Genomic DNA, 24533 nt, shown 5'->3' with positions numbered 1-24533 from the left:
GCTATACCTTTGTAAGTATAAATTCAACTGTGTGCCCATCGCCCGAAAGGTCCTTCATGGTTATTTCGGCGGTTTCGCCATAGTAGGCAAGGGTAGATTTGATGAGCCCGAGCGCCAGAAAACTCAATTTACGTTCAGATTTATAAATCATCGAAAGAACGTCATCGCCTGGCCGGCTGATGATAAATTCCGGCAGCTCGGCATCCGGATATAATTTCTGAACCTCGACATGTATATGTTCTTCGATAGAGGAGAGAAATTCGAAGGCACTTGTACACGAACTGAAAAAATGGTTGTATCTACTGGTGAAATGTTCAAATATGTGGCTCCCGAAGGTGTCGAGTAAAAGAGAGGCATCAATTCCTGAGCGCTCACTTAACTGGGTAACAAGGCTGAACATTTCTTTATGACTGTACGTGCCAACGGCTGTATACACGCCCTTAGATGGTAATTCTGAGGAAATTAGCAAATCATCGACCATTTTGTAGCCAAATTTTTGCTCCACCATTTCCAAAAATTCTGTAAAAACGATTCCTTTCATAACTGGATAGATCTTTTGATAGAGGGTTATTTTATTAGTGTGTGGAAAGGTATTTAAATTTTCATAGAACTGGTACCTCATTGAGCACTAATTACATAGATGAGGCGAAAATTGGTTTTTCAAAATTGTTGGTTAGAATAAAAATAGTTCATTATTTGTATCTCCTGATTTATTAAAATTAGGGCTCCTGAAAAAGCATAAATTATCCAGTGAACCGCGTGTTTTTTTCTACTTAACCATGCAAATAGAATGAAGTTTGATCATTTTGTAGGTTGAAGAAAAGTGGCCAAACCGGGTAAGTCGTCTGTGCCCAGATAATCGACGCCAAGTTCTTTCAGAGTTTGATAGCTGAGCTCGGTATTGGGCGTAGCCCAAAGCCTGACCAGTTTGTTGGCAACATGCTGAGTAGCTACAAATTGCCGTACTTTCTCTTTCATGGTAGGTTTCATCGGCTCCTGACCATCCCAAAACCCTCCAAAATCCATTAGACTGCTACTTACCAATACGACGCGCGCCGAAGCCTTGGGCGAGTAAGTCAGGTTTTTTCGTCCATCAAACGTAAAGAGTTTGTACTGTTCGGGTAGTTTGTCGGGGGCGGGCATATCGCCGCTAATCACAAACCGGACATGCCGTAGCTGCTTGCGGTGGGGGTGCAGTTGCTGTTCTAAAACCTTCAGGGTGGCTTGCCCGGTATTTTTTAAATCAATCAGTATCTGAATCGGCCGCTTTCCCGGATAGGGCCATCCGTTGTTTGCCCGGATTTTTTCGAGTAATGGGTTTAAATACAGCGCCCGAAAGGTGCGGTCAGACTGAATGTCTTCCCAATTATGAGCAACATAAAGTTCTCCATTTTTCAGGAAAATATCTGCTTCTACCGATCCAAAACCAAGCTCATAAGCGGCGTGAAACGGACGCGCCTGTTCGTAATCGTTGTGCGAATGCGCCTGCGCCATCGAATAGTCCGAGGGCTGAGCCTGAGCAACTAAGGCTACCAACAAGAGCACAGGAATTAACACAGAAAAGACCTTTGAGTACAAATAAAAAGACTGACGCATAAAAATTGAAAAATACATAACTTAATGAGTGAAAAGAAGTTAAAAAGTTCATATTGAACCGAAAAGTACGGGTTTGGGCCTGCTTACTCGTTTTGCAAGGACGGATGAGCAGACGGAAAAATTACCTGAAAATGAAAATAAATATTTTTTTGGTAGTCACACACGCAACCTTCAGGAAGGAATCAGCGTAAAACAAATCAAAACAACAAAGCATGTCCGAGCATACCTCCGCCGCTATACTTGACCTGCTCGACGGATGCTTACGTGGTGACCGTCGTAGTCAGGAACTGCTCTATCGGCAGTTTTATGGGTATGCTATGGGTTTGTGTATGCGGTATGCCAAAAATCGGGATGAGGCGAAGGAAATATTGAACGAAGGATTTTTTAAAGTTTTTACCAAAATAGAAAGTTTTGATCGTGAGCGATCTTTCAAAACCTGGCTGGGACGAGTGATGATAAATACGGCCCTGGATCAATACCGGCGCGAAGCCAAACATCAGGTTTTTGAGGATGTAGAGCAAGCTCAGCACCTGGCAGCAATTGATGCCAATGCGGTCAGTCAGCTTTCGCATCAGGAATTACTTGGAATGGTGCAAGAGTTGCCTCCGGCCTATCGAATGGTATTTAGCCTGGCGGTAATAGATGGATATACGCATGAAGAAATTGCCGAAAAGCTGGAAATATCGGTGGGTGCGTCCAAGTCAAATCTGTCGAGAGCGCGTGAAAAGTTGAAAGTAATGTTATCAAAAAAAAGCCTGGATGAGTATGAAAGAGTGGTCCGATGAAGAACTGGACAAGCTCTTCAGAAAATCAGCCGAAGAGTTTGACCCTGAATTTGAACAAAAAGACTGGAACGACCTGCGAAGCAGGTTAGATGCTGACGAAAAAACGCCCGCCGGATGGCTACAAAAAACAACTACCTGGCTGGCCGTGCTATTGCTGCTGATGATTGGAGGATGGGGTGTGTACGGAATTTGGCAGGAGGAGAGTAAGGTTGATGGGGATAAGGATGCTTTTTCTGCCGGAAAACCAGCTCTGTCTTCCAAATCAGCAGCGCAAAAATACAGGACTCAATCCAGCCCGCAGAAAAGCGCGGAAGAAACGGTCATAGATGAGCAAAAAGACAAAAATGAAACGGAAGTTTATAAAGATCTAAGAGAATTGGCCCCCGAAACTGCCAACGTAAGCGGAGTACGAAAGCGATCCGGTCTGTCCCCTGTGGACAACGGAAAAGGGGCCAATCTCTTTCCTGACACTAAAAATACGGAGCGTTTTTCTCAAACAGATAACACACAAAAGCAATCGGTCAAAGGTGTGGAATTTTCGGAGAAGAGAGAGACGGCTACTGGTGTAGATGATACAAATCTGAAAATGCCATTGGATGTATCTGCTGTTGCCGAAAAATTTACGCTTGAAAAGAGACCTGAGCGCAGCATGGAATTGCTGGACCGTCGTGAGGTAGCACAGTTTGGCACAAGGCTGCCGTATCCGAACGTAGCGTACAAGGTACGCGCTGACAGCCTGTCAAAACCCAAACCTCCGGTGCAGGAAGCTAGTCCACGTTGGGCCGTTCGGGTTGGTTTTTCGCCGGACATGAGCTCCGTAGGCATGAAGCAAATGACCCGTCCCGGACCTTCGGCCTCGTTGTTTGTGGACTACTATATCAGCCGAAAACTGGCCCTGCAAACGGGTATTGTGAGAAGTTTGAAAACGTACAGTGCCCTGCCGGGGCAGTACGAATGGCCGACAAGCTGGACCCAAAAACAAATGCCGAGTAGCGTAGATGGCTCCTGTCAGGTTTTTGAGTTGCCTGTCAATTTGCGTTATGATATTCGACAGGGTCAAATCTCGCGTTGGTTTGTGAGTAGCGGGGTGTCGTCCTACAAAATGCAGAATGAAAAATATACCTATCACTACAAATATTATGACCCGAACATCCGCTGGTGGAATTGGGAAGGCAAAACAGGTTGGTATTTGTTCAGTCACCTCAATGTTTCGGCGGGCTATGAACGACGCCTGTCCAAACATGTTTCCCTTGTTGCTGAGCCTTTTTTGCGCGTACCGCTGCGTGGTGTTGGGTTTGGCAAAGTGAATCTGTACACCGCCGGAATGTGGTTTTCGGCCCGGTATACTCCGACATTCAAAAAATAATTTTTTCTTTCTTATCAAAAAAACCAAACGTTTTACCCAAACGTACATGAGTTTTTGCAGCCAATTTTTCTCAAACACTTAAATGATCAACAATGAAAACGAACAATCAGGAAACCTTAAAACGAGGAGAATTTTTGCGAAGTCTGGGAATGAGCGGTGCGGCCCTGATGGCGTTTTATTGCCTCGGAACCCTCACTGCGTGTAGTTCAGGCGAAGACGACCCCGCTCCGGTTGGTGGTACTGGTGGAACAAATACTGGCGGAGGAACTCCCGCTACCGGAGTGACAGGTACAACGAGCGGAAACGCCATCAATTTTACCGTTGATTTGACTTCTTCGGCATACAGTAAATTAAAAACAGAAGGAGAGTTTGCCATCATTGGTGACACAATCGTAGTGGCCACCGCAGGTCAAAAATATGTGGCGCTTTCGAAGCGCTGTACGCATGAAGGCAGCACCGTAACCTTCCGCAAAAACTCCAATGATATTTGGTGCAGCAGTCATAGCTCGGAGTTTAATCTGGATGGCAGTGTCAAAAGAAGCCCGGCGGTAGCACCCCTTACGGTGTTTACGACTACGCTTAGTCAGGATGGCAACACGTTGACAGTTAAGGTCTAAGAATGAAGAAGATGCACGTACTCCGCACTGTTTTTCTCTTTTGTGCACTTCCGGCAGCAGTTTTGGCGCAGGACGATTTACTCGATGAACTCGAAAAACAGGCCGATGGAAAGCCTCAGCCTGTTTCTGCGACTTTCAAATCTACCCGCATTATCAACGTGCAGTCGGTAGAAACCATGAAGCGCAACCATCTGGACTTTCGGATTTCGCACCGCTTTGGACGGCTGAATTCGGGTGCCAAAGAGTTTTTTGGGCTCGATCAGGCCGTCATGCGGCTTGGCTTTGAATATGGAATTACGGACGATTTGATGGTGGGTGTGGGCCGAAGCGGCGAACAAAAAGCGTATGATTTTTTTGGGAAATATAAACTCCTTAAACAAACCACCGGTGCAGCTCAATCTATGCCCATTTCGGTTACGCTCTTTGGGAGCGCCGTTATCCGCACGCAGGAATCCTTTGTTCCGGGCGAAACCTATTCGTTTCAGGACAAGCTAACCTATACCGGGCAGCTGTTGATTGCCCGGAAGTTTAGTGAACGACTCTCGCTTCAACTGACGCCTACCTACCTTTACAGAAACCGACCGGAACTGTCCAATGATGAGAATTTATTACTCGCCATGGGCGTTGGCGGACGCCTTAAAGTGAGTCGGCGCGTGTCCATAAATGCAGATTATTTTTACGCTTTTCGTGAAAATAACAATTTGCCCTATTACAACTCGCTGGCTTTGGGTGTTGATATTGAAACCGGCGGACATGTCTTTTCCCTGCATTTTACAAACTCCCTCGGCATGATTGAAAAACAGTTTATCGGCGAAACCACCGGTTCGTGGGGCAAAGGCGATATTCATTATGGATTCAATATTTCCAGGACGTTCAGCCTGGACAGAAAGAAAAAATTACTCCCTAACTGATGACAAATATAAACCCCAAAAATTGGTGCCTGAACGGACTGCTGTTCAGTTTTTTATGTTGCTTTTCCACGCTGACGCAAGCGCAGCTGTACGCTACTTCCACCGGGCAAACCAATTTCTTTTCTGAAACTCCCGCCGAAAATATCCGGGCCGTAAATACCAAAACGCAGGTATTGTTGAACACTACGACGGGCGAAATCGCTGTGCGGATGAATGTTCGGGACTTCCATTTTCCAAATAAGCTGATGGAAGAACACTTCAATGAAAATTACCTCGAATCGGAAAAATATCCCACGAGCACCTTTAAAGGAAAGATAACCAAACTGCCGGATTGGACGCAAAACGGAACTACCGACGTACGCGTAGACGGTACATTGCTCATTCACGGCAAAGAACAACCCCGAACCCTGACTGGAAAAATAAGTGTTCAGGAAAAAAATATTACTCTGACCACCGATTTTGAAGTAGCCTTAAAAGACCATCAAATTGATGTTCCAAAAATCGTTTTTGTCAAAATTGCTCAGGTTATTGACGTAAAAGCAAACTATATACTGACTCCCTATCGCCGGTAGCCGGGTTGATTTTGAAAAACTTTATCCAATGGCTCTTCCCGAATTTGAGAACTTGTATAAATTCGGTTAAATTTAATGCCGGATAAGCAACAAAATCACCATGAAAAAAAATACCTACGACGAACTCATCACCGGTAGCCTGCTTCATCAGTCGGTTACCGAACGTCTTGACGTGACCGCCACCAATGCACCTATTGAGCTTGATCATGAGCTTATTGACCTGATTCTTGACCTCTACGATGATGACCGGGATTTCCCGTTTCAGAAAATCAGAAAGTTCTCAATCACCGAGATTCTCACCTATTTGCAGGCTACGCACCGCTACTATCTCACAAAAAAACTACCGGAAATAGAGCAGTCATTGCTTCATATTTTTAGCCGTTATGGCAAAACGCACGAACTTTTGGCCGAACTATGCCTGTTTTTCAATGCGTACAAAAATGATCTGATTGAGCACATAAAAATGGAGGAAAGAGAGTTTTTTCCGTACATCAAAAAACTCCTGAAAGCTACACAGGGCGAACTTTCTGCTGAGGAGATCAGCGATATGCTTGCCAAAGCCTCGATTGCCCAATTTACGGATCATCACGATTCCATTGAGGATGAATTGATGGAAGTGAGTCAGATAATTAAGCGCTATTCTGAATTTGAAACGATGCCTTTGCCGTATAGTATATTCCTGAATCAGGTACAAATATTTGAGCTCGAACTGCGCAAACATGCTATAATCGAAGATCACGTATTGGTGCCGATGGCTAAGGAGCTCGAAGAAAAGCTTAAAACTGCGTAATCTGTTTTCTGAAAAAACAGACCAAAAACCCTTCATGTCAAAATCCTCGGTACCTCAAAAAATCGCTCAAACAACACGGCTATATCGGAAACTTCATACATGGGCGGCTGTGCCGCTGTTTGTATGTATGTTTCTGATTGGCACTACCGGGCTGCTGCTCGGCTGGAAAAAACAAGCCGGGATTCTGCCAAAAACAGCGCAGGGGACCGAGCTGAAAAGTCAGCAGTGGATTAGCCTTGACAGTATTCAAAAAATCGCAAAAGTATATGTAGTTGAGGAACTTAACCTGCCTGACCGCATTGATCGTATTGACGTGAGACCGCAGAAAGGCATTGCGAAAATTGTGTTTGTAGAGCACTTTACCGAACTTCAAATTGACTGCTCAACGGGTAAGATTCTATCCGTAAACACACGAACATCTGATATTATTGAAAAAATTCATGATGGCTCTCTTCTCGATTTCTGGATGGAATCGGACGGAGAAGCGGCCAAGCTGACCTATACCTCAATTGTCTCTTTGGGGCTCATTCTCCTTTCTTTCAGCGGGTTTTGGTTGTGGTACAACCCTATTCGCATTCGTCGCATGAAGCGGAGCGATTCGCGGTAAATCCCTTTCTGATCTTTTCTGAAAATAGTTTATTTAGAATTTTTCTAAATAAACTTGCTTGTTTCTTTCCTTTGGCTTAGTTTTGACAAGTTATTTATAATTAGTCTAAATATAAAAAGACCTACGGAGATGCAGAATGCAGGAAAAGTTTCGTACTCATTCTGCCTCCGCAGGCACAAGCCGACCATGAAACATTTTGACAATTTGCCGATTAATCTGGCGCTTACTGCGAATGGGCAAGTGGCCTTGTGTAGAGGCTGCCACCAATGCATCACCGTTGAATTTGGGCCGATTCTTCAACTTTTTGGACGGGAAGATTTCGTTCGATTGCAGCGTAACATTGGCTCCACTTCGCCACCGATATACTTTGAGCAGTGTCCGTACCGCTCAAAAATTGTAATCAATACGACCTCGCCTGACCTGTACTTTACATTTACCGAAACTGAATTTTACGAATTGCAGCACCTGCTCAATCGGGCTTTGACAAAGTTGCAGCTCATTGAAGCCACCGAGCAAAACCTCAACTGATGGCGATGCAACAGTCTTTCAGGAAAAATAGAAAAGTAGCCGTTTTGGGTTTCTGCATTCTGCTTTTTCAGCTGACCGAAAGTCGCTCACAAAGCCCATCTGCTGACCCTATGCGTGAAGATTCGCTGGCGGAGATGGTCGTAACGGCTACCCGCTCGGAGCGGCAGCTTGGGGCGTTGCCGATGCCGGTATCGGTTATTTCAAAAAAACAGATTCAGGCGATGGGCTCTCTGCGTCTTAATGACGTATTGGCCGAACAAACCGGTTTGTTCATGGTCAACGACCACGGCAATGGCGTTCAGGTTCAGGGATTTAATCCTGACTATACACTCATTCTTGTAGATGGCGAACCGCTGATTGGCCGAACTGCCGGAACGCTGGAATTATCAAGAATTTCGGTTGGAAATATCAAACAGATTGAGATTGTCAAGGGCCCTTCGTCAAGCTTGTATGGGTCCGAAGCGTTGGCCGGGGTGATCAACATCATTACCGAAAACCCCAACCGGACCTTTGCTGAGGGCAACTTACGTTATGGCGGAAATCAAACCCTTGATGTCGCCGGAATGGCGGGCATAAAAAACAAAAAACTTGGTGTCAACGTATATGCCAACCGGTACAGCAGCGCCGGCTATGACTTTTCGCCCGAAACGATTGGAAATACAGTTTCTCCTTTTCAAAATATCACCTTACAGCCTCGCCTTTCCTATCAGTTTTCGGAGCGAACCAGGCTAGCGGTTTCGTCGCGGTTTTTTTCAGAGAATCAGGAAAATGCTTTCGGTGTGACAGAAAATGCCCAAGTTCGACTGGTAGAAGGGCCCGGAAAGGTGCAGGACGTAAGTTATAACTCTACGCTCAGCCACACCGTCAACAGCTATTTAAAGATACATGCCCGACTATACCACACCCGGTACCACACCTCCACATCTCTGAATTATCAGCCTGAAAATCAGGTATATGATCAAACGTTTTTTCGGCAGAATTTTACCCGCCCCGAGCTTCTAACCGAATGGACACTTTCTGAAAAAAACTTATTGACCCTCGGAACGGGCCATATTGCAGAAGCGGTGGAAGCTACTCGTTACGAACAAAAACAGACCTTTCAGACCAATTACCTGTTTTTTCAGTACGAGTGGTTTCCGACAAGGTCCGTACATGTGATTGCGGGTGGGCGCTACGATGCGCACAGCGCCTATCGCAATCAGTTTTCGCCTAAGCTCTCGGCTTCGTGGCAGGTGACCGAAAAATTTATGCTGCGAGGTTCAGCGGGAGTAGGATTTAAAGCGCCTGATTTCAGACAGTTATACCTCAATTTTAACAATGCCGTAGCTGGATACAGTGTTTTTGGAGCGCTCGAACTGGCACCGAATCTGGAACGCATGCAGGCGGCTGAACAGATTTTAGATGTACTGCTCGATCCGTCGACGTTTGGTGCGCTGCGCCCCGAAAGTTCACGGGCATTCAATGTCGGCTTTCAGTTTACGCCTGCCGCTACCTTCAAAACTACCTTCAACGCCTTTCGCAACGATGTGCAGGATTTGATAGAAACGCAGGCAGTAGCCCGCAAAACCAACGGACAATCTGTGTTTAGTTATCTCAATATCAGCGAGGTTTTTACGCAGGGTGCCGAACTGGAAAGCAGCAATCGCTGGGAATTTGGCAAATCAACGTTGACACTTTCGGTGGGATATCAGTACCTCGAGGCCAAAGACAAAGCCGTGGTTCGTCGGTTGAATGCCGGAAATGTATTTCGCCGAGATCCTGAAACACTCGTGACGGAGCGTGTACCCAAAGCCTCGTACGGTGGGCTGATGGGCCGCTCCAAACACTCGGCCAATGCCCGACTTTTTTATACGGGGCCAAACGGGATTTCTGCTTCGCTGCGGGGAATTTACCGGGGTAGATACGGCTTCGGCGACCGCAACAGCAATGACATTCTGGATGCTGACAATGAATATGTAACTGGCTACATGGTCTGGAATGTAGCAGCGGGCAGGCACTGGAAACAATTTTCGGTACAGGCAGGCGTCGACAACCTCTTCAATTTTACCAATGCGGCCTACATACCTGCTCAGCCCGGGCGACTTGGCTGGCTGCGCATAAGTGCTTCACTGGAAAAGAAACGAGCTTCCGAGTTAAATTAAACTATTGATAATCAAATTTTTACTTACCTATTTTTATTGTTCATGAAAAAAAGATCATACATTCTTGTGGCTGCCCTGGTTACTGGGCTAATGGCTTGTGACAACACCGAATCCGTAGAAAAAGAACCTGTAAAGGCTGAAACTGTACGTGATTTACCTGCCGATCCTATTACGGGCGTTGACGCCACCGGCCGCCCTGCCTCCGCAGGAAAGTATACGTATTTCAGCTTCAAAAATGGCATAGTGCCTGCTGCTGATTCTGCCTCCAACCGCTGGGATCTGGCGTTTAAAGCCACTACAATTCTGGTTAATGGCGGAACTTCCGGACCTGGAAATGCCGGTGCGGTTTTGCTGGATGGAATTTTTGATGAAATCAGCACGCTGCCAGCCACAGCACCAATCAGGCAGGATCAGGGAGCCGATTTGGCCATTCCGACCGGATCAGGCAAAGGGTGGTATAGCTACAATCCGGCCAATAATTTAATAGTACCAATTGCCGGGAAGGTCCTGATTGTAAAAACAACGGAAGGAAACTACGCCAAAGTAGAAATTTTGAGCTACTACAAAGGCGCGCCCGCTACCGTAAATACCGCCACCGACGAAGCGCGTTACTACACGTTTAGGTATGTGCTGCAACCGGATGGTACGTCAAATTTTCAATAAACCAATTCATAAAACTTTGTAAATAAGCTTATTATACTATGAAAAAGATACTAAAATTATTCGTTTTCGTTTTGATGGGCACTTCGGCTGCTCTGGCACAAAAGTCAGCTGATATTGCGGCTATTAAAGGACAGTGCGGGTGTTTTGATATTACTTTCAAATATGCCGAAACTTTTGCGGCTGATACTACCTACAAATTCCCTGAACGCTACCTGGCCAAGGCCACAGAATATGTTTTTGTGGTAGAAGAATCCAAAGATAAAATCGTGTTGCAGCATTTACTGGCGATCAACGACACGATGGTGATCAAGCATTGGCGGGAAGATTGGCTCTATGAAAACAGCGATTTGTACAGTTTTTATAAAGATCGTACGTGGAAGTATCAGCGCCTGCCGAAAGAAACGGTCAAAAAAAGCTGGACTCAAAAAGTGTATGAAGTAAACGACGAACCCCGCTACGAAGGCTCCGCGCAGTGGTCGCATGTCAACGGGCGCTCGATGTGGGAGAGTACCGTAGACGCGCCTTTGCCACGTCGCGAGTACACCAAGCGTAAGGATTACAACGTGATGCGCCGTGGAAACCGGATTTATATAACCGACTATGGTTATCTGCACGAGCAGGATAACGACAAGATTCAGCGCAACGAATCGGGCCACGATGTGTTGATTGCGCAGGAAAAAGGTATAAACGATTACCGGAAAATTGATCCGGCGGCCTGTGCGGCTACCCAAAAATGGTGGGCAAGCCACGCACCTTTCTGGGCCGATGTGCGGGCGGTTTGGGACGAATTCTTTGAAACCCGGCAGGATTTAACGATCAAACCTTACTACCGCGCCAGGCCGTTGTCGCAGTTTTTTACAGAAACAGAAAAGAAAGGCTACGACTCGGCTACCAACCGGGAGAAAATCAGGGAGGTTTTGACAAATTTCATTATTCGTCCGGAACCGATAACGGTAGGTATGAACGAGTAAAGAAAATAAAGCCCGCAAGCAGGAAAAGCGAGTCAGTGCTGAATGAGTAGCATTGACTCGCTTTTTTGGTAAAGGTTTAGGAATAAAAAAACGTTACTTCATAATCGTAACAATTTCGGCATTTGTCAGGATGTAGTTAAGCTCTTCAATGTTGTCTGCATTGAGTTTTAGAGTACCTCGAATGATGGCAATCTGATCGGTTTTGAAAGCATGAGGTTTTTTGAGTTTTACCTGTGCAATGGATTCCGGACCGGCACCTCCACAAAAAAAACAGGCGGCCATTGGCTGTTGAGAAATAACCAGAATATTTGCGTCTTCATCAATTGGAATCATATATCCTTTCATTTGCACGACTTTCCCCTGTAAGGCTTTTACAGTAGGACCGAAGGTTGGATACAGAAAATACATTCCGACGTCGTCGTTCCACTTTTTTTTGAACTGAACATCTGCCAGTCGATTCCATGGCACCAAAATTGGGTCAGCAGTAAAACTTAGACACAGACAGATTGATAGCAGGAAAAAGATTTTTCTCATGCCTTATTTTAATTGAAAAGATTTACACTAGACCGTAGCCGGAAATGGATCCGTAAAAGTTCCGCCCTGCTCCATGTGGCGAATCTCCGCCTCCGTACATAAGCATGCGTGGAGTTCTTCCAGAATTAGCGATTTGTCCAGATCCTGCCCGATAATTACCAGTTCATTTACCCGATCGCCGAACCGCTTATCCCAGCGAGATTCTATAATCGTGCGATTTTCCAGAAACGAAGCATACTGAATCCGCTCAGAAAAAGGCATGCTGCACCACCATACACCTGCGCCATCTGCTCGTACAGACCCTCCCGCCTGACTCCAATTGAGGGCTTCTTGGGGCCGGGAAGCGATCCAGAAAAGTCCCTTGGAGCGGATAATTCCGGCAGGCCAGTCGGTGTTCAGGTAGTCCCAGAAACGTTGAGGATGCAAGGGGTCAGCGGCCCTGAATACAAACGACGAAATTCCATACTCTTCTGTTTCAGGCGTATGAGCATTTCCACGTGCCTGATTTTCTAATTCCTGAATCCAGCCAGCCTGTTCGGATGCTTGCTGATAGTCAAAAAGTTTGGTATGTAAAATGGCTTTTGAGGGAATTTTGCCAAAAAGCGTTTCGTAGATTTTTGCGCCTGGATTAAGGGATTTTATAATCGCTTTTAACTCACCTACCTGAGCAGGATCAAGGAGGTCCGTTTTGTTAAGCAGGATTACGTTTGCAAATTCAATCTGATCAGTAAGTAAATTAACAATGGTGCGGGTGTCGGTGTCGTCTTCATTTAAACCGCGAGTCTGAACGGTATCAATAGAACCAAAATCCCGGCCAAAGTTAAAGGCGTCTACCACAGTAACCATGGTATCGATGTAGGCCCAACGGGAGAGGTCAATTCCCTGCGCTTCATCAATGAAACTGAATGTTTGAGCGACGGGCACCGGCTCCGAAATTCCGGTAGATTCGATCAGTAAATAGTCAAAGCGATTCTCACGCGCCAATTTCTCTACCTCCATCATAAGATCTTCACGTAGCGTGCAGCATATACAGCCATTAGACATCTCTACGAGGCGTTCTTCGGTACGCGACAGGGTGTTGTTTCGCTCAATAAACTGTGCATCCACATTTACCTCGCTCATGTCGTTCACAATGACAGCAACTTTCAAACCCTCACGATTGTGCAGGATATGGTTGAGAAGGGTGGTTTTTCCGGCTCCTAAAAACCCTGAAAGCACGGTTACAGGCAGTTTTTGTTTACTCATGAGTTCCACATTTTTTGCAGTGACGGAGGTTTAGGATATGCCCAATCACGAGCAACAAACTCGCCGGATAGCTGAATTTGTGCAGAACAGGAAAGGCGTCTTCCAGGATGATACTGAGCGTCAATAGTACAAATCCACCCCAAATCAGCAGTAGAATAGGGCGAGGCGTATGCGCACGACTTGTGTCAAAAGCAGCATAAAAACTTATGAACAAAAACACATAGCTAAGCCCCGCCCACCACGAAAACGTAGCCGTAAGTACCATTAGCAGGGGTGTAAGCAGGCAGTGCACCACACAAAGTGATGCACTGAAAATTCCTGCCCAGTCTGATTTGGAAGAGAAAAGAAACTGAGGTAACATATAAAAAAGTGGTTAGCACTAAAAAAATCAATGATCCTCACTCGACTCCATCCCGACAAGGCTCAGGCGATAGGGCGTGGCGGATACTTTGATTCGACTGGTTTTGGAGAAATCATTTGTGGCAACTGTCAAAAGTTCACCAGTTTTTGGTTGAGTGATGTAAGCATAGCGTTCAGTTGCTTCCAATTGTGGCTTTTGCGTTTCGTCTTTGGCCGTAGCGGGCAAAATGCTTCCACTTTTGACAAGCGAATTGCTGCTCAGGTCATACACTCGCAGCTCGCCGCTGTGCAGCAGAGTCAGCAGGTGCGTTCCACCATAATTCACTTTACACTGCATAATGTCGGTAGATTCGATGATTGGTGTAATCTGACCCGAAGTCACATTGATTAGATAGGCACCCTTTGCAGCTGTGTAGCCAATGAACGAGTTGGCAGCTTTGGCTTCCAGAATTGTACCAAACCAGGCTGTACCAAAGTCAGCCGGATGCGGAATCAACCGTTGCGCACCGGAGGCTTCCACCACCAAAATTCCGCTGGAAGAGCCAAAAAGAGACACCGATCCATTGCCCGCATTGCCATGTATTCCTTTGGTTTGTACGGTAGATGCATGCACGACCTTTCCGGTTGCGTCAATGATCTTCACACGTTCGGGCAGTGTACCCGCTACCGAGCCGTCTTTTTCCGTAATGGCATACGTACCGTTGTCAAACTTTGCCATGGCTCCGTGGTGCGCTACATTACCCGCATCAATAGTTTTGAACTTAACTCCTGAGCTATGAAACTCGGTTTCATTTGCTACGCTCAGCGTGCCGTCACCATCGTTAAAGAGCATCACTTCATTTCCGCGGCTTTTGAAGTGCGTAGGCAACTTCCCTTCACTCACGATTGCGGCCCACTTGGGTGTACCTTTTACATCCACATGGTCTCCGTGGTTTTCAAAACCCGTATCAAATTTTTGAACCATGTTTTGCGCGCGGTGAATCACCGAGCCAAAACGCCCCGAAGCCGTCGAGTATAAGGCACTTTTGGGGTACGCTGCCTGAAAAGTTTCGATGGTTTCTGTCCGTGGATTAACCAGCGTTAGCTGAGTTGACTGCTCATCACTGACAAGTACCCGCATGTACTTGTGCTCGGCGGTATCAACTGGTTCGACGTCTTTTTCCCGATCACACGAAGCCAATAAACCTACCCCAACAAAAAGAAATGAAACCCGAAGAAGATGTTTTTTCATGATTTTTATAAATTTTTAAATGCAACAGTGTTGCAAATATAAGTCTACAATTATCAAATATGCAACTATGTTGCAAGTAAAATATTTTTACTTAATTATTGGTCAGAGAAAAACCTGGACGTTCTGGAGCCTTAGTTCACGAGTGTTCAGGAATTTATAGAAACAGGCAGGTGTTTTATAGCGGTATATTTGGGTAGCGAGCAGGAGTCGTCGGATTTACAAAACCCAAAACGATTATTTTACATACTTTTTAATCAATCCTTTGGAGAGAGTCCCTAAATTAGATTTTTAAAAATAGCTCAACGATTATGATATGAATGTTTTACAATGTTTACAAGAGAATGAAAATCTGGCAAAAGTGCCTGAGGATGAGCTCCAATGGTTTATTGAGCACGCAAAGATTCGGGTAGTTGAGGAAGGTACTTACCTGTACCAAAACGGTGATTCGGTCGATCAGCTTTGGATAATTCTGGAAGGACGGCTGCGCATGTTTGTGAATCGCAACAATCAGCAGCGCGAGCTGGGCTACAACGAAAAGAACTACATTGGCGGTCTGCTGCCTTTTTCCCGTCTCAAAACCGCCGTAGCAAGTGCCATTGCACTCGAAAAAACTACGGTATTGTGCCTGCATCGTGATCAATTCAAAGAGATGCTTCAAACGCAGCATGAGCTCGTGCAAAGCTTTGTGCACCTGATGCTGGACCGGATCCGGGATTTTACGAAACTCGATCAGCAGAATGAAAAAATGATTTCGCTGGGAAAGTTATCGGCGGGTTTGGCGCATGAGCTCAACAACCCGGCGGCGGCAGTGGTGCGGTCGGCTTCGGCGCTCAAAAAGCATTTGGGGTTTGTGCCGGAAAAATTCAAGCGGGTCATTTCCATTCAGTTAAGTGAAGAGCAGGTCGATAAAGTCAATGAGCTGCTCACGTCGCTGCTTGCCCGCGGTGTGCAGGACATGAGCCTGATGGAAAAATCCTCGCTGGAAGATGACCTAAACGATTGGCTGGATGACCGCGCCGTCGAAAATGGTTACGAACTGGCAGAATCATTTTCGGAATATGGCATAACAACCGACGATCTGGATCTGGTAGAAGAGCAGGTTTCGCTGAAATATCTGGCCGTAGTACTTGACTGGCTCAACAACGTACTGACCACCGAGCGCATGGTAGGCGAAATTGCCGAGGCCTCGCAGCGCATCGGAAATCTGGTAAAATCGGTGAAGGAATATTCGCACATGGACGGCGGCGCCGACAAGAAAAAAATGGTGCTGCGGGATGGCGTCGAGAGTACTCTCCGGATGTTGCAACACAAAATTAAATCCAAAAATATTCAGGTGTTGGTAGATATGCCCGACTCGCTGCCGCAGATGAATGTCAGCCCGGGAGAGATGAATCAGGTTTGGACCAATCTGATCGACAACGCCGTTGATGCGCTGCCCGATGCGGGCCAAATCCGAATCGAAGCAGTCCGAGATCGGGAGTTTGTCATGACGCGCGTAATCGACAACGGTACGGGAATTCCGAAAGATGTAATTCAGCAGATTTTTGATCCATTCTTTACTACCAAAGAAATCGGTAAAGGAAGCGGCCTGGGTCTGGAAATTGCGCAGAATATTGTCAAAAGACACCGAGGCCAACTGACCGTAACGTCCGAACCCGGTCGCACGGAATTTTGTGTCTGCCTGCCCATTGAGTAGTTCTTACTTCTTCTATTTTTGATTTTTATCCGTTATAAAGCTTACTACTATTTCTGCTTTTTACTTCAACTTTTCTTATGAAACAGCCCATAATAATTGCCGTAGACGACGACCCACAGGTACTAAGAGCGCTCACCCGCGATCTACGCACCAACTACCGTAAAGAATACAAAATCATGAGTACGGATTCGGCGCAGGAAGCACTGAATGCTCTGAAAGACCTTAAACAAAAAAATGAAACCGTAGCCCTTTTTGTGTCAGATCAGCGAATGCCCGAAATGCTGGGCGTAGACTATTTGACGGAGGCCAAAACGATCTTTCCGAATGCCAAGCGGGTTTTGCTAACGGCTTATTCTGATACGGATGCGGCTATTAAAGCCATCAACGATGTGCAGTTGGATTATTACCTGATGAAACCCTGGGACCCGCCCGAAGAAAAAATGTACCCAATCCTGAACGATTTGCTGGAAGACTGGCAAATGAAGTACATCCCGGAATTTGACGGGATTCGGGTCATTGGTTATCAGTTTTCGCCAAAATCTCATGAAATCAAAGATTTTCTTTCCGGCAATCTTTATCCCTACCAATGGTACGATCTGGAATCGCATGAGCGGGCGCGCGAGTTGATGGAGCTGAATGCACTTGAACCGAAAGATGCACCCTTTATATTTTTTGAAGATGGCTCTTTCCTGACCGATCCAACCACCCGTGAAATAGCCGATAAGCTCGGACTAAGCCTACAAACGACTCATGAGCTTTATGACGTCGTAATCATTGGCGCGGGTCCGGCGGGGCTTTCCGCAGCCGTGTACGGCGGTTCCGAAGGGCTCAAAACACTGCTGATCGAAAAGCGTGCACCCGGTGGTCAGGCCGGTACGAGTTCGCGCATTGAAAATTACCTGGGCTTTCCGTCGGGCCTGAGCGGTGCCGAATTGTCGCGGCGGGCCATTACGCAGGCTACCCGGTTTGGCGTCGATTTTATGTCGCCCGAAGAAGTAGTAAATATTGAAATAAAAGACAATTACAAGATTCTTACCCTCGGAAACGGCAAGGTAATTAACACCAAAAGTATCGTCATCACCACGGGCGTCAACTACCGCAAGCTGGATACTACTGGTGTAGGCGATTTTACAGGCGCAGGCGTGTACTACGGAGCGGCTACTACGGAGGCCAACGGCTGCCGCGACCGCGAGGTATATGTGGTTGGCGGCGGAAACTCAGCCGGGCAAGGCGCGATGTATTTATCTCAATTTGCCAAAAATGTGTATATCCTCGTTCGCAAACCAGACCTTTCGGCCACGATGTCGCAGTATCTGATTGACCAAATCGATGCCACTCCGAATATTCACCTGGTGCCCTGTTCCGAAATTGTGGAAGCCAAAGGCGAAGGGCATTTGCAGGAATTAGTCATTCAGGATCTGAATTCGGCTGAAAGTCGGACGGTACCGGCCGATGCACTCTTCATTTTTATTGGCGCCAAGCCCTATACCGAATGGATTCAAACCGACATGCTCAAAGACGAGCGTGGGTTCATTGAAACGGGGCGCGGGCTTATGCAGTACCCGTCTTTCAAAAAGGTCTGGAAAAAACAGCGCGAACCTTTCATGCTCGAAACCTGCCTTCCCGGGGTTTTTGCCGCCGGCGACGTGCGTGCTTCTGCCATGAACCGCGTGGCATCGGCGGTCGGTGAAGGGGCAATGGCTATCAGCTTTGTACATAAGTACTTAGCCGAAATTTAATGCACCTGCAAAAGGTATAAAATCATAAAAACTCAATGTTAATTACTTCTTTCGCACAACCAAAAAGAAAGCTCTATTCCTAATGATTATTTACGAAACCAATAAAAATTTCCTGGGAGACATCGCCCACCTCAGCCGCAGCTGGACCATGCAAAAAGTACTTAGAAGTACCTTGGGTGTGGCAGTGCTGACAACCATTTTTGCCGTTTTAGTAGAAGAGCTTCCGCTCAATATGCATGCGCCTTCCACTATTTTTTCATTGCTGGGTATCGTGCTAAGCGTACTGCTGGTATTTCGGACCAATACGGCTTATGACCGCTGGTGGGAAGGGCGCAAGCAATGGGGCATGCTGGTGAACAATTGCCGCAACCTGGCCGTCATGACTCACACGATTTTCCCGGAAGATGACTCCCGCAGCCGGTACGAAATGGCCCTCCTGATTTCTAATTTTTGTATTGCGCTGAAAGAACACCTTCGGCAGGGGACGAAGGTAGAAGAGCTCATTCATTTGAACGCGGAGGAAGTGGAACTGTATCGGCAGCGGAAGCACGTTCCTAATTACATTTCAACGCTGATTCATCAGAAAGTTCAGCTCATGTATCGGAGCGGGGAGATCAGTGGAGCGGATATTCGGAACATGAAACCGCACCTGCAAGCGCTGTTGGATATTACCGGTGCCTGCGAACGTATCAAAAAAACGCCCATTCCTTTCTCGTATAGTGTGTACATCAAGCTCCTGATTTTGGGTTATTCACTGATGCTTCCTTTTGGCCTGATTCGGGATTTCAGCTACTTTACAATCCCGCTCGTTACGTTTATATTTTTCACCTTTATTGGAATCGAAATGATGGCGAGCGAAATAGAAGACCCTTTTGGGCTCGACTGTAATGACTTGTCCACAGGCGATTTTGCACAGAATATTAAGAAAAATGTATTCGAAATTATGGAAGTGCCCCTCGAACCACAACCTGTTGAAAATAAGGAGCTTTACCGCAAGGTTTTTTAAATGTTGATGCCCTGTGAAAAATGCTGTAAACGCAGACTAACACAGGCATACAATGACTTAACCATAAAACTCTAACTATACTAATTCTAAATTTCTCTCAGGCCGGGACGCAGGTTGAGAAATTGCGTAATTTTGAGCTACACAACCTGAATCAGGAATAGAATGCCTGACCAACTAGTATGAAGCGTTTGCTGGTTTATGTACTTAGCTTTAATCTACTCATCGGCAGTTTTTTGCCCGGAGGGGGATGGAGCGAACTAGCCAAACTTCCGGATTTGGTCAGGCATTTTGAGGCTCATGCCCAAAAAAGCAAAGGGCAAATCAGCTTTCTGACTTTCCTGCAAATGCATTACGCCGCAGGCTCCAAGCATGTAGGCACCGAAGACCACACGGCTTTGCCTTCGCTGCAATTGCAGGTTACAGTAGCTTTGTTTGTACCAACTTTTTTTAAACTTCAATTAAACGCCCCCAAAGCACAGTTGCTTCCCGGGTTAAAAAACTACTTCTGGAATAACCTTTATTCCTTTCAATTTCTGGCCTTGCTGCTCAATCCTCCCAAGAGCCCTGTGCGTTTGTAAGGTTTCTTTTTTTGTCAATTCCAGTTTTCTAAAAAAACTCCGGTCTTTGCCCCCGGACACTATCCTCTGGACTCCTGTGGAAGTCTCGTTAGTATGTTGTTCACAGAACATTGGTGGTAATTGCGTAAAAGCGATAACAGGAAGCGACGATTTCAGAAAAAGAAACCTACCCCTTTTTTAACCAGAATTTTTATTCCAAACCAAACGAAACCCGGCATTTGCCTGCGTCAGTTTGGTTGGGAGCAATCTCCTTTCCTTATGTCATTTGAATCCATCATCCGATTTAGTATTCGGAACAAACTCATCATTGGGCTATTTGTAGTGGGCCTGGTGGGTTGGGGCGTATATGCGCTCTCAAAACTACCCATCGATGCAGTACCCGACATTACCTCCAATCAGGTGGTCGTACTGACGCAATCGCCGGCGCTGGCTGCGCAGGAAGTAGAGCAGTACATTACCACGCCCATAGAACTCAGCCTGGGAAATGTGCAGGGCGTAACCGAAATCCGCTCGGTTTCGCGGCTGGGCTTGTCAGTCATTACGGTTGTTTTTGACGATCAACTTGATATTCTAAAGGCCCGTCAATTAGTAGGCGAACAAATCAGTCAGGCGGCACAGGATATTCCCACCGAATTTGGCGTGCCTTACCTGGCACCTATTACTACGGGTTTGGGAGAAATTTATCAGTATACGCTTGTGCCGCAGCCGGGCTACGAAACACGCTACGACCTGACAGAGCTGCGCAGCATGCAGGATTGGATCGTTAAACGTCAGCTTACAGGGATTCCCGGAGTAGTAGAGGTAAGTAGTTTTGGCGGGTTTGTCAAACAGTACGAAGTAAGTATTGATCCCGAGCGCCTTCGGGCAGCGGGCCTTACCATTGGCGAAGTGTTTGAGGCTGTGCAGTCCAATAATGGAAATACGGGCGGAAGCTATCTTGAGAAAGATAAGCAGGCGTATTTTATTCGGGGAGAAGGAACCGTGAAAACGCTGGAAGATATTGAAAACATAGCGGTTAAAAATGAAAATGGTGTCCCCGTGCTCATTCGTAGCCTGGCTACTGTCCGGTTTGGTGCAGCCGTTCGCTACGGAGCAATGACGCGCAACGGCGAAAGCGAGGCCGTCGGAGCTGTGGTGCTGATGCTCAAAGGAGCGGATGCCGAAAGAACCGTGAAAGCCGTAAAGGAGCGGGTCGCACGAATTCAGAAATCGCTGCCCGAAGGTGTACGCATTGAGCCTTTCATTGACCGGACCCAACTCATCGACCGGGCCATTCGGACCGTGCGTAACAACCTGCTCGAAGGCGGGCTGATTGTGGTGTTTGTGCTGGTGCTTTTGCTGGGCAACTGGCGGGCCGGGTTGATCGTCGCCTCGGTGATTCCGCTGGCAATGCTGTTTACGTTTGCCATGATGAAGCTCTTCGGCGTATCTGCCAACCTCATGAGTTTGGGCGCTATTGACTTCGGCCTGGTAGTTGATGGGTCGGTAATTGTGGTGGAGGCCGTGCTGCATTTTCTTCACGGCAACTGGCAAACCGGCGACCGCCTGACCCAAAAACAGATGGATGAGACGGTGTTCAGTCAGGCGTCCCGAATTCTGAAATCAGCGGTATTTGGACAGGTCATTATTCTGATTGTGTATATTCCAATCCTATCACTTTCCGGCATTGAAGGCAAAATGTTTCAGCCCATGGCCCTTGCGGTTAGCTTTGCCATTGTTGGTGCGCTCATTTTATCGCTTACGTACGTGCCGGTGGCTTCGGCCTTATTTCTGAAAAAGAAAATAAACAACAAGGAAAATTTCTCGGATCGTCTGGTCAAAAAACTGTACTCTTTTTATGAACCCGTTATCAAAAGGGCCTTAAAAGCGCAGCGGTTGGTCATTGGCCTGGCTTTGGTCATGTTGTTGGTAAGTGGCTGGCTGTTTGGTACGCTCGGGGGCGAATTTATCCCGCAGCTTGACGAAGGCGACATAGCAATCGATTTCCGAATGCCCACAGGTACGTCTCTGACCGAAACCATTGAGGCCTCGCTCAAAGCAGAACGAGCCCTGCTCAAAAATTTCCCCGAAATCAGGCAGGTTGTAGGCCGAATCGGTGCTTCCGAAATCCCTACCGACCCTATGCCCGTAGAAATGACCGATCAGATGATTAATCTGAAAGAGCGCGCCGACTGGACCTCAGCCGATACCCGTGAAGAACTTTCCGAAAAAATGAATGAAGTGCTGCAACGGGAAGTGCCGGGGTCAATGGCCGAATTTACCCAACCGATTCAGATGCGATTCAATGAAATGATTACGGGTGCACGCTCCGATGTAGTTGTAAAAATCTATGGCGATGACCTGAACGTTCTCTTTGAACATGCCACCGAATGTGCCGCCCTCATAGGCCCGATTGCGGGTGTGGCGAGCTGCCGGGTTGAGCCGATTGTAGGTTTACCCCAAATTAAAGCAACCTATCATCGCGAGCGTCTCGCGCAGTATGGACTTGATGTGGCGGAGATTAACCAATTGATCCGAACCTCTTTTGCCGGAGAAACCGCCGGGGTAGTTTTTGAAGGTGAAAGACGATTTGACCTCGTGGTTCGCATGGATAGTCTGCACCGCACCGACCTGAGCGATATTCGTAACCTGTACATTCCGCTCAAAGATGGCGGAACGATTCCACTCGGTCAGGTGGCCGACATCAGCTACGAAGAAGCACCCGCACAAATCTCTCGTGACAACACCAAAAGACGAATTACCATTGGTATAAACGTCCTGAACCGGGATGTAGAAAGCGTAGTAAATGATATTCAAAGCAAATTAGAAAAAGGCGTTATTCTACCCGCAGGCTACTATTACAGCTACGGCGGAGCCTTCGAGAATCTGCAACAGGCCCAACAACGGTTACTCATTGCCGTACCGCTGGCCTTGCTCTTGATTTTTGCTCTGTTGTATTTTACGTTTGGTTCATTAACGGAAGCGCTCATCATTTTTACGGCGGTACCACTCTCGGCCATCGGCGGAATCTGGGCCCTTTGGCTGCGCGACATGCCGTTCAGTATTTCGGCAGGTGTCGGATTTATTGCCCTGTTTGGCGTGGCAGTTCTGAACGGAATCGTTCTTGTAAGCTATTTTGAACAGTTAGAAAAAGAAGGAAAAAGTAGCCTCTACGACCGGATCATGCAGGGAGTTCAGGCACGGTTTCGTCCGGTGCTCATGACTGCTTCGGTGGCGTCACTAGGTTTTCTACCCATGGCTTTGTCGCGCTCTGCCGGTGCCGAAGTGCAGCGGCCCTTAGCTACGGTCGTTATTGGAGGATTGATAACTGCTACTCTTCTGACGCTCGTTGTGCTGCCGGTGTTGTATAGTGTGGTGAAGAAATTTACCAATAAAAAAAATAAAGGCGGACAAAGCTCTCAGGTAGTAGTTGCCTTGCTGATTAGTTTTTTTCTATCTGCTCCTGAGACTCAGGCTCAGCGGGTGGTGTCGCTGAGTGATGCAATTGAAGAAGCTACTTCGCAGAATTTAGGTATAAAAGCCAGGCAACTAGGCGTTCGGGAACAGCAGGCGTTGCTGCCCACGGCCTTTGATCTACCCAAAACGGCTGTTGATTTTCAGTATGGACAAACGCAGGCACGCCCTATTGATTATACGTTGACGGCGGTTCAGTCCTTTTCAGCACCTGGTGTATACAAAGCACAGCGCGAATTACTCGAAGGTGGGGTTCAGCGGGCGCAGTATGAAGTGTCTATTCAAACGATTCAGCTGGCCAATGAAGTCAAAAGAACGTACTATCAGCTCTTGTACGACCACAACCTGCTGGGGCTGTTGCGGCAGCAAAGCGAGCAGTTTCGGGAGGCAGCACGAGCCGCCGAAATTCGGTTTCAAACGGGAGAAACCAACCGGCTCGAAACCGTTACGGCTCAAAGCCGCTACCAACATCTTAGTCAGCGGATTCGGGCAGTCGTGCGCGAGCAGGACATGCATTATGCCGCTTTGCGCCTATTATTACAAACCGACGAAAATGTACGGATTGATACGCTCATAGCGTTGAAACGACCGCTTCCGTTGGCATTGTTTCCGGCATTGGTCAGTGAAACAAATCCCTGGCTGAATATTCTCCGACAGCAGGTACTTACCAGTCAGATTCAGACCAGAATTGAACAGCGAAACAAGCTTCCCGAATGGCGGGTGGGGCTCGTGAATCAGTCCATCGAAAAGAAATATGGATTTAGTGCTTTGCAGGTAGGCATGTCGGTGCCTCTGTTTACCAAAGCGTTCAATGCCCGTATTGAAGCCGCCCGGATTCAGGAACAAATCACCGAAACTGAGCTGCGCCTTAGTTCGCGACAGCTAGGTACAGAAATGGAACTCGTCAGGGCGCGTCAACAAAGCTTAGCGACTACGCTGGACTACTACGAAACCTACGCTCTTCCACAAGCAGATCTTATTCAAAGTACCGCTCTATCTGCTTATTCTAATGGCGAAGTTGATTACGTAGCTTTTTTTGCTGCTTTGCAACAAGCCTATCAGTTACGGGAAGAATATCTGCAACAGGTACTCGAATTTGACCAAAGTCTGATCCGGATGGAAGAACTGGCAGGCGAGAATTAGT

At 47.0% G+C, this 24533-nt stretch carries 22 protein-coding genes; 16 read left to right on the top strand and 6 right to left on the bottom strand.

All coding sequences use genetic code 11. The features are described from left to right. Position 1: 1 nt before the first annotated feature. Positions 2-541 (bottom strand): heme NO-binding domain-containing protein, encoded by a 540-nt coding sequence (locus tag EZE20_RS15605; protein ID WP_132119312.1) that lies wholly within the window; start codon positions 539-541, stop codon positions 2-4. Positions 542-801: 260 nt separating this feature from the next. Beyond that, positions 802-1596: a PI-PLC domain-containing protein gene (locus EZE20_RS15600; RefSeq protein WP_207104704.1), complete on the bottom strand. Its 795-nt coding sequence runs from the start codon at positions 1594-1596 to the stop codon at positions 802-804. Positions 1597-1808: 212 nt separating this feature from the next. Between EZE20_RS15600 and EZE20_RS15595 the strand changes: the two genes are divergently transcribed. The 11 genes from EZE20_RS15595 (at position 1809) to EZE20_RS15545 (ending at position 11547) form a co-directional block, all read left to right on the top strand. Beyond that, positions 1809-2381 carry an RNA polymerase sigma factor gene (locus EZE20_RS15595; protein ID WP_132119308.1) on the top strand — a complete coding sequence of 191 codons (573 nt, stop codon included), beginning with the start codon at positions 1809-1811 and terminating at the stop codon, positions 2379-2381. Next, positions 2362-3747 carry a porin family protein gene (locus tag EZE20_RS15590; RefSeq protein WP_132119306.1) on the top strand — a complete coding sequence of 462 codons (1386 nt, stop codon included), beginning with the start codon at positions 2362-2364 and terminating at the stop codon, positions 3745-3747. The genes EZE20_RS15595 and EZE20_RS15590 overlap by 20 nt, the downstream gene beginning before the upstream one ends. Before the next feature lie 92 nt (positions 3748-3839). Then, entirely contained in the window at positions 3840-4364 is a 525-nt protein-coding gene (locus tag EZE20_RS15585) for a QcrA and Rieske domain-containing protein (RefSeq protein ID WP_132119304.1), read from the top strand. A gap of 11 nt (positions 4365-4375) precedes the next feature. After that, the gene (locus EZE20_RS15580) at positions 4376-5275 is read left to right on the top strand and encodes a DUF5777 family beta-barrel protein (protein ID WP_132119509.1); all 900 of its coding nucleotides are present in this window, start codon (positions 4376-4378) and stop codon (positions 5273-5275) included. After that, positions 5275-5847: a YceI family protein gene (locus EZE20_RS15575; RefSeq protein WP_132119302.1), complete on the top strand. Its 573-nt coding sequence runs from the start codon at positions 5275-5277 to the stop codon at positions 5845-5847. Before EZE20_RS15580 ends, EZE20_RS15575 begins: the two co-directional genes overlap by 1 nt. Positions 5848-5947: 100 nt before the next feature. Continuing rightward, positions 5948-6637, top strand: a complete 690-nt coding sequence (locus tag EZE20_RS15570) for a hemerythrin (RefSeq protein ID WP_132119300.1) — start codon at positions 5948-5950, stop codon at positions 6635-6637. Between the two features lie 34 nt (positions 6638-6671). Then, positions 6672-7244, top strand: coding sequence for a PepSY-associated TM helix domain-containing protein (locus tag EZE20_RS15565; protein ID WP_132119298.1), 573 nt, complete (start codon positions 6672-6674; stop codon positions 7242-7244). 186 nt (positions 7245-7430) lie between these two features. Then, positions 7431-7772 carry a DUF6686 family protein gene (locus tag EZE20_RS15560; protein WP_132119296.1) on the top strand — a complete coding sequence of 114 codons (342 nt, stop codon included), beginning with the start codon at positions 7431-7433 and terminating at the stop codon, positions 7770-7772. 5 nt (positions 7773-7777) lie between these two features. Continuing rightward, positions 7778-9913, top strand: a complete 2136-nt coding sequence (locus tag EZE20_RS15555) for a TonB-dependent receptor plug domain-containing protein (protein WP_132119294.1) — start codon at positions 7778-7780, stop codon at positions 9911-9913. A gap of 42 nt (positions 9914-9955) precedes the next feature. Next, positions 9956-10576: an HmuY family protein gene (locus EZE20_RS15550; protein ID WP_132119292.1), complete on the top strand. Its 621-nt coding sequence runs from the start codon at positions 9956-9958 to the stop codon at positions 10574-10576. A gap of 38 nt (positions 10577-10614) precedes the next feature. Then, positions 10615-11547, top strand: coding sequence for a DUF6607 family protein (locus EZE20_RS15545; RefSeq protein ID WP_132119290.1), 933 nt, complete (start codon positions 10615-10617; stop codon positions 11545-11547). Between the two features lie 93 nt (positions 11548-11640). Here the strand turns inward: EZE20_RS15545 and EZE20_RS15540 are convergent, their stop codons facing one another. The 4 genes from EZE20_RS15540 to EZE20_RS15525 are packed head-to-tail and all read right to left on the bottom strand — an operon-like array spanning position 11641 to position 14917. After that, a complete protein-coding gene (locus EZE20_RS15540) occupies positions 11641-12081 on the bottom strand; it encodes a DUF3299 domain-containing protein (protein ID WP_132119288.1) in 441 nt (146 codons plus the stop codon). Between the two features lie 27 nt (positions 12082-12108). Then, a complete protein-coding gene (locus EZE20_RS15535; protein WP_132119286.1) occupies positions 12109-13326 on the bottom strand; it encodes a GTP-binding protein in 1218 nt (405 codons plus the stop codon). Beyond that, complete coding sequence (locus EZE20_RS15530; protein WP_132119284.1) at positions 13319-13687, bottom strand: MerC domain-containing protein; 369 nt, start codon at positions 13685-13687, stop codon at positions 13319-13321. Before EZE20_RS15530 ends, EZE20_RS15535 begins: the two co-directional genes overlap by 8 nt. Positions 13688-13714: 27 nt before the next feature. Beyond that, on the bottom strand, positions 13715-14917 hold the full coding sequence (locus EZE20_RS15525) for a hypothetical protein (protein ID WP_132119282.1): 1203 nt from the start codon (positions 14915-14917) through the stop codon (positions 13715-13717). Between the two features lie 313 nt (positions 14918-15230). Between EZE20_RS15525 and EZE20_RS15520 the strand changes: the two genes are divergently transcribed. The 5 genes from EZE20_RS15520 to EZE20_RS15500 all read left to right on the top strand — a co-directional run bounded on the left by EZE20_RS15520 (position 15231) and on the right by EZE20_RS15500 (position 24532). Beyond that, entirely contained in the window at positions 15231-16613 is a 1383-nt protein-coding gene (locus EZE20_RS15520) for an ATP-binding protein (protein WP_132119280.1), read from the top strand. Positions 16614-16690: 77 nt separating this feature from the next. Continuing rightward, positions 16691-18352, top strand: coding sequence for a response regulator (locus EZE20_RS15515; protein ID WP_132119278.1), 1662 nt, complete (start codon positions 16691-16693; stop codon positions 18350-18352). 82 nt (positions 18353-18434) lie between these two features. Further along, on the top strand, positions 18435-19358 hold the full coding sequence (locus EZE20_RS15510; protein WP_132119276.1) for a bestrophin family protein: 924 nt from the start codon (positions 18435-18437) through the stop codon (positions 19356-19358). Between the two features lie 179 nt (positions 19359-19537). Beyond that, entirely contained in the window at positions 19538-19936 is a 399-nt protein-coding gene (locus EZE20_RS15505) for a hypothetical protein (RefSeq protein WP_132119274.1), read from the top strand. A gap of 258 nt (positions 19937-20194) precedes the next feature. Further along, on the top strand, positions 20195-24532 hold the full coding sequence (locus EZE20_RS15500; protein WP_132119272.1) for a CusA/CzcA family heavy metal efflux RND transporter: 4338 nt from the start codon (positions 20195-20197) through the stop codon (positions 24530-24532). The last annotated feature ends 1 nt before the right edge of the window (position 24533 follow it).

The organism is Arundinibacter roseus, from assembly GCF_004348825.1.
Lineage (GTDB): Bacteria > Bacteroidota > Bacteroidia > Cytophagales > Spirosomataceae > Arundinibacter > Arundinibacter roseus.
The sequence above is the reverse complement of the archived record's forward strand: the minus strand, read 5'-3'. Positions and strand labels throughout refer to the sequence as shown.

Bases quoted from the DNA above. Each gene is read 5' to 3' on its own strand.
- EZE20_RS15515 (WP_132119278.1), top strand. From the start codon at position 16,691: ATGAAACAGCCCATAATAATTGCCGTAGACGACGACCCACAGGTACTA.
- EZE20_RS15545 (WP_132119290.1), top strand. From the start codon at position 10,615: ATGAAAAAGATACTAAAATTATTCGTTTTCGTTTTGATGGGCACTTCG.
- EZE20_RS15600 (WP_207104704.1), bottom strand. From the start codon at position 1,596: ATGCGTCAGTCTTTTTATTTGTACTCAAAGGTCTTTTCTGTGTTAATT.
- EZE20_RS15535 (WP_132119286.1), bottom strand. From the start codon at position 13,326: ATGAGTAAACAAAAACTGCCTGTAACCGTGCTTTCAGGGTTTTTAGGA.
- EZE20_RS15525 (WP_132119282.1), bottom strand. From the start codon at position 14,917: ATGAAAAAACATCTTCTTCGGGTTTCATTTCTTTTTGTTGGGGTAGGT.
- EZE20_RS15605 (WP_132119312.1), bottom strand. From the start codon at position 541: ATGAAAGGAATCGTTTTTACAGAATTTTTGGAAATGGTGGAGCAAAAA.
- EZE20_RS15590 (WP_132119306.1), top strand. From the start codon at position 2,362: ATGAAAGAGTGGTCCGATGAAGAACTGGACAAGCTCTTCAGAAAATCA.
- EZE20_RS15530 (WP_132119284.1), bottom strand. From the start codon at position 13,687: ATGTTACCTCAGTTTCTTTTCTCTTCCAAATCAGACTGGGCAGGAATT.
- EZE20_RS15595 (WP_132119308.1), top strand. From the start codon at position 1,809: ATGTCCGAGCATACCTCCGCCGCTATACTTGACCTGCTCGACGGATGC.
- EZE20_RS15575 (WP_132119302.1), top strand. From the start codon at position 5,275: ATGACAAATATAAACCCCAAAAATTGGTGCCTGAACGGACTGCTGTTC.
- EZE20_RS15555 (WP_132119294.1), top strand. From the start codon at position 7,778: ATGCAACAGTCTTTCAGGAAAAATAGAAAAGTAGCCGTTTTGGGTTTC.
- EZE20_RS15560 (WP_132119296.1), top strand. From the start codon at position 7,431: ATGAAACATTTTGACAATTTGCCGATTAATCTGGCGCTTACTGCGAAT.
- EZE20_RS15585 (WP_132119304.1), top strand. From the start codon at position 3,840: ATGAAAACGAACAATCAGGAAACCTTAAAACGAGGAGAATTTTTGCGA.
- EZE20_RS15505 (WP_132119274.1), top strand. From the start codon at position 19,538: ATGAAGCGTTTGCTGGTTTATGTACTTAGCTTTAATCTACTCATCGGC.
- EZE20_RS15570 (WP_132119300.1), top strand. From the start codon at position 5,948: ATGAAAAAAAATACCTACGACGAACTCATCACCGGTAGCCTGCTTCAT.
- EZE20_RS15500 (WP_132119272.1), top strand. From the start codon at position 20,195: ATGTCATTTGAATCCATCATCCGATTTAGTATTCGGAACAAACTCATC.
- EZE20_RS15565 (WP_132119298.1), top strand. From the start codon at position 6,672: ATGTCAAAATCCTCGGTACCTCAAAAAATCGCTCAAACAACACGGCTA.
- EZE20_RS15520 (WP_132119280.1), top strand. From the start codon at position 15,231: ATGAATGTTTTACAATGTTTACAAGAGAATGAAAATCTGGCAAAAGTG.
- EZE20_RS15540 (WP_132119288.1), bottom strand. From the start codon at position 12,081: ATGAGAAAAATCTTTTTCCTGCTATCAATCTGTCTGTGTCTAAGTTTT.
- EZE20_RS15550 (WP_132119292.1), top strand. From the start codon at position 9,956: ATGAAAAAAAGATCATACATTCTTGTGGCTGCCCTGGTTACTGGGCTA.
- EZE20_RS15580 (WP_132119509.1), top strand. From the start codon at position 4,376: ATGCACGTACTCCGCACTGTTTTTCTCTTTTGTGCACTTCCGGCAGCA.
- EZE20_RS15510 (WP_132119276.1), top strand. From the start codon at position 18,435: ATGATTATTTACGAAACCAATAAAAATTTCCTGGGAGACATCGCCCAC.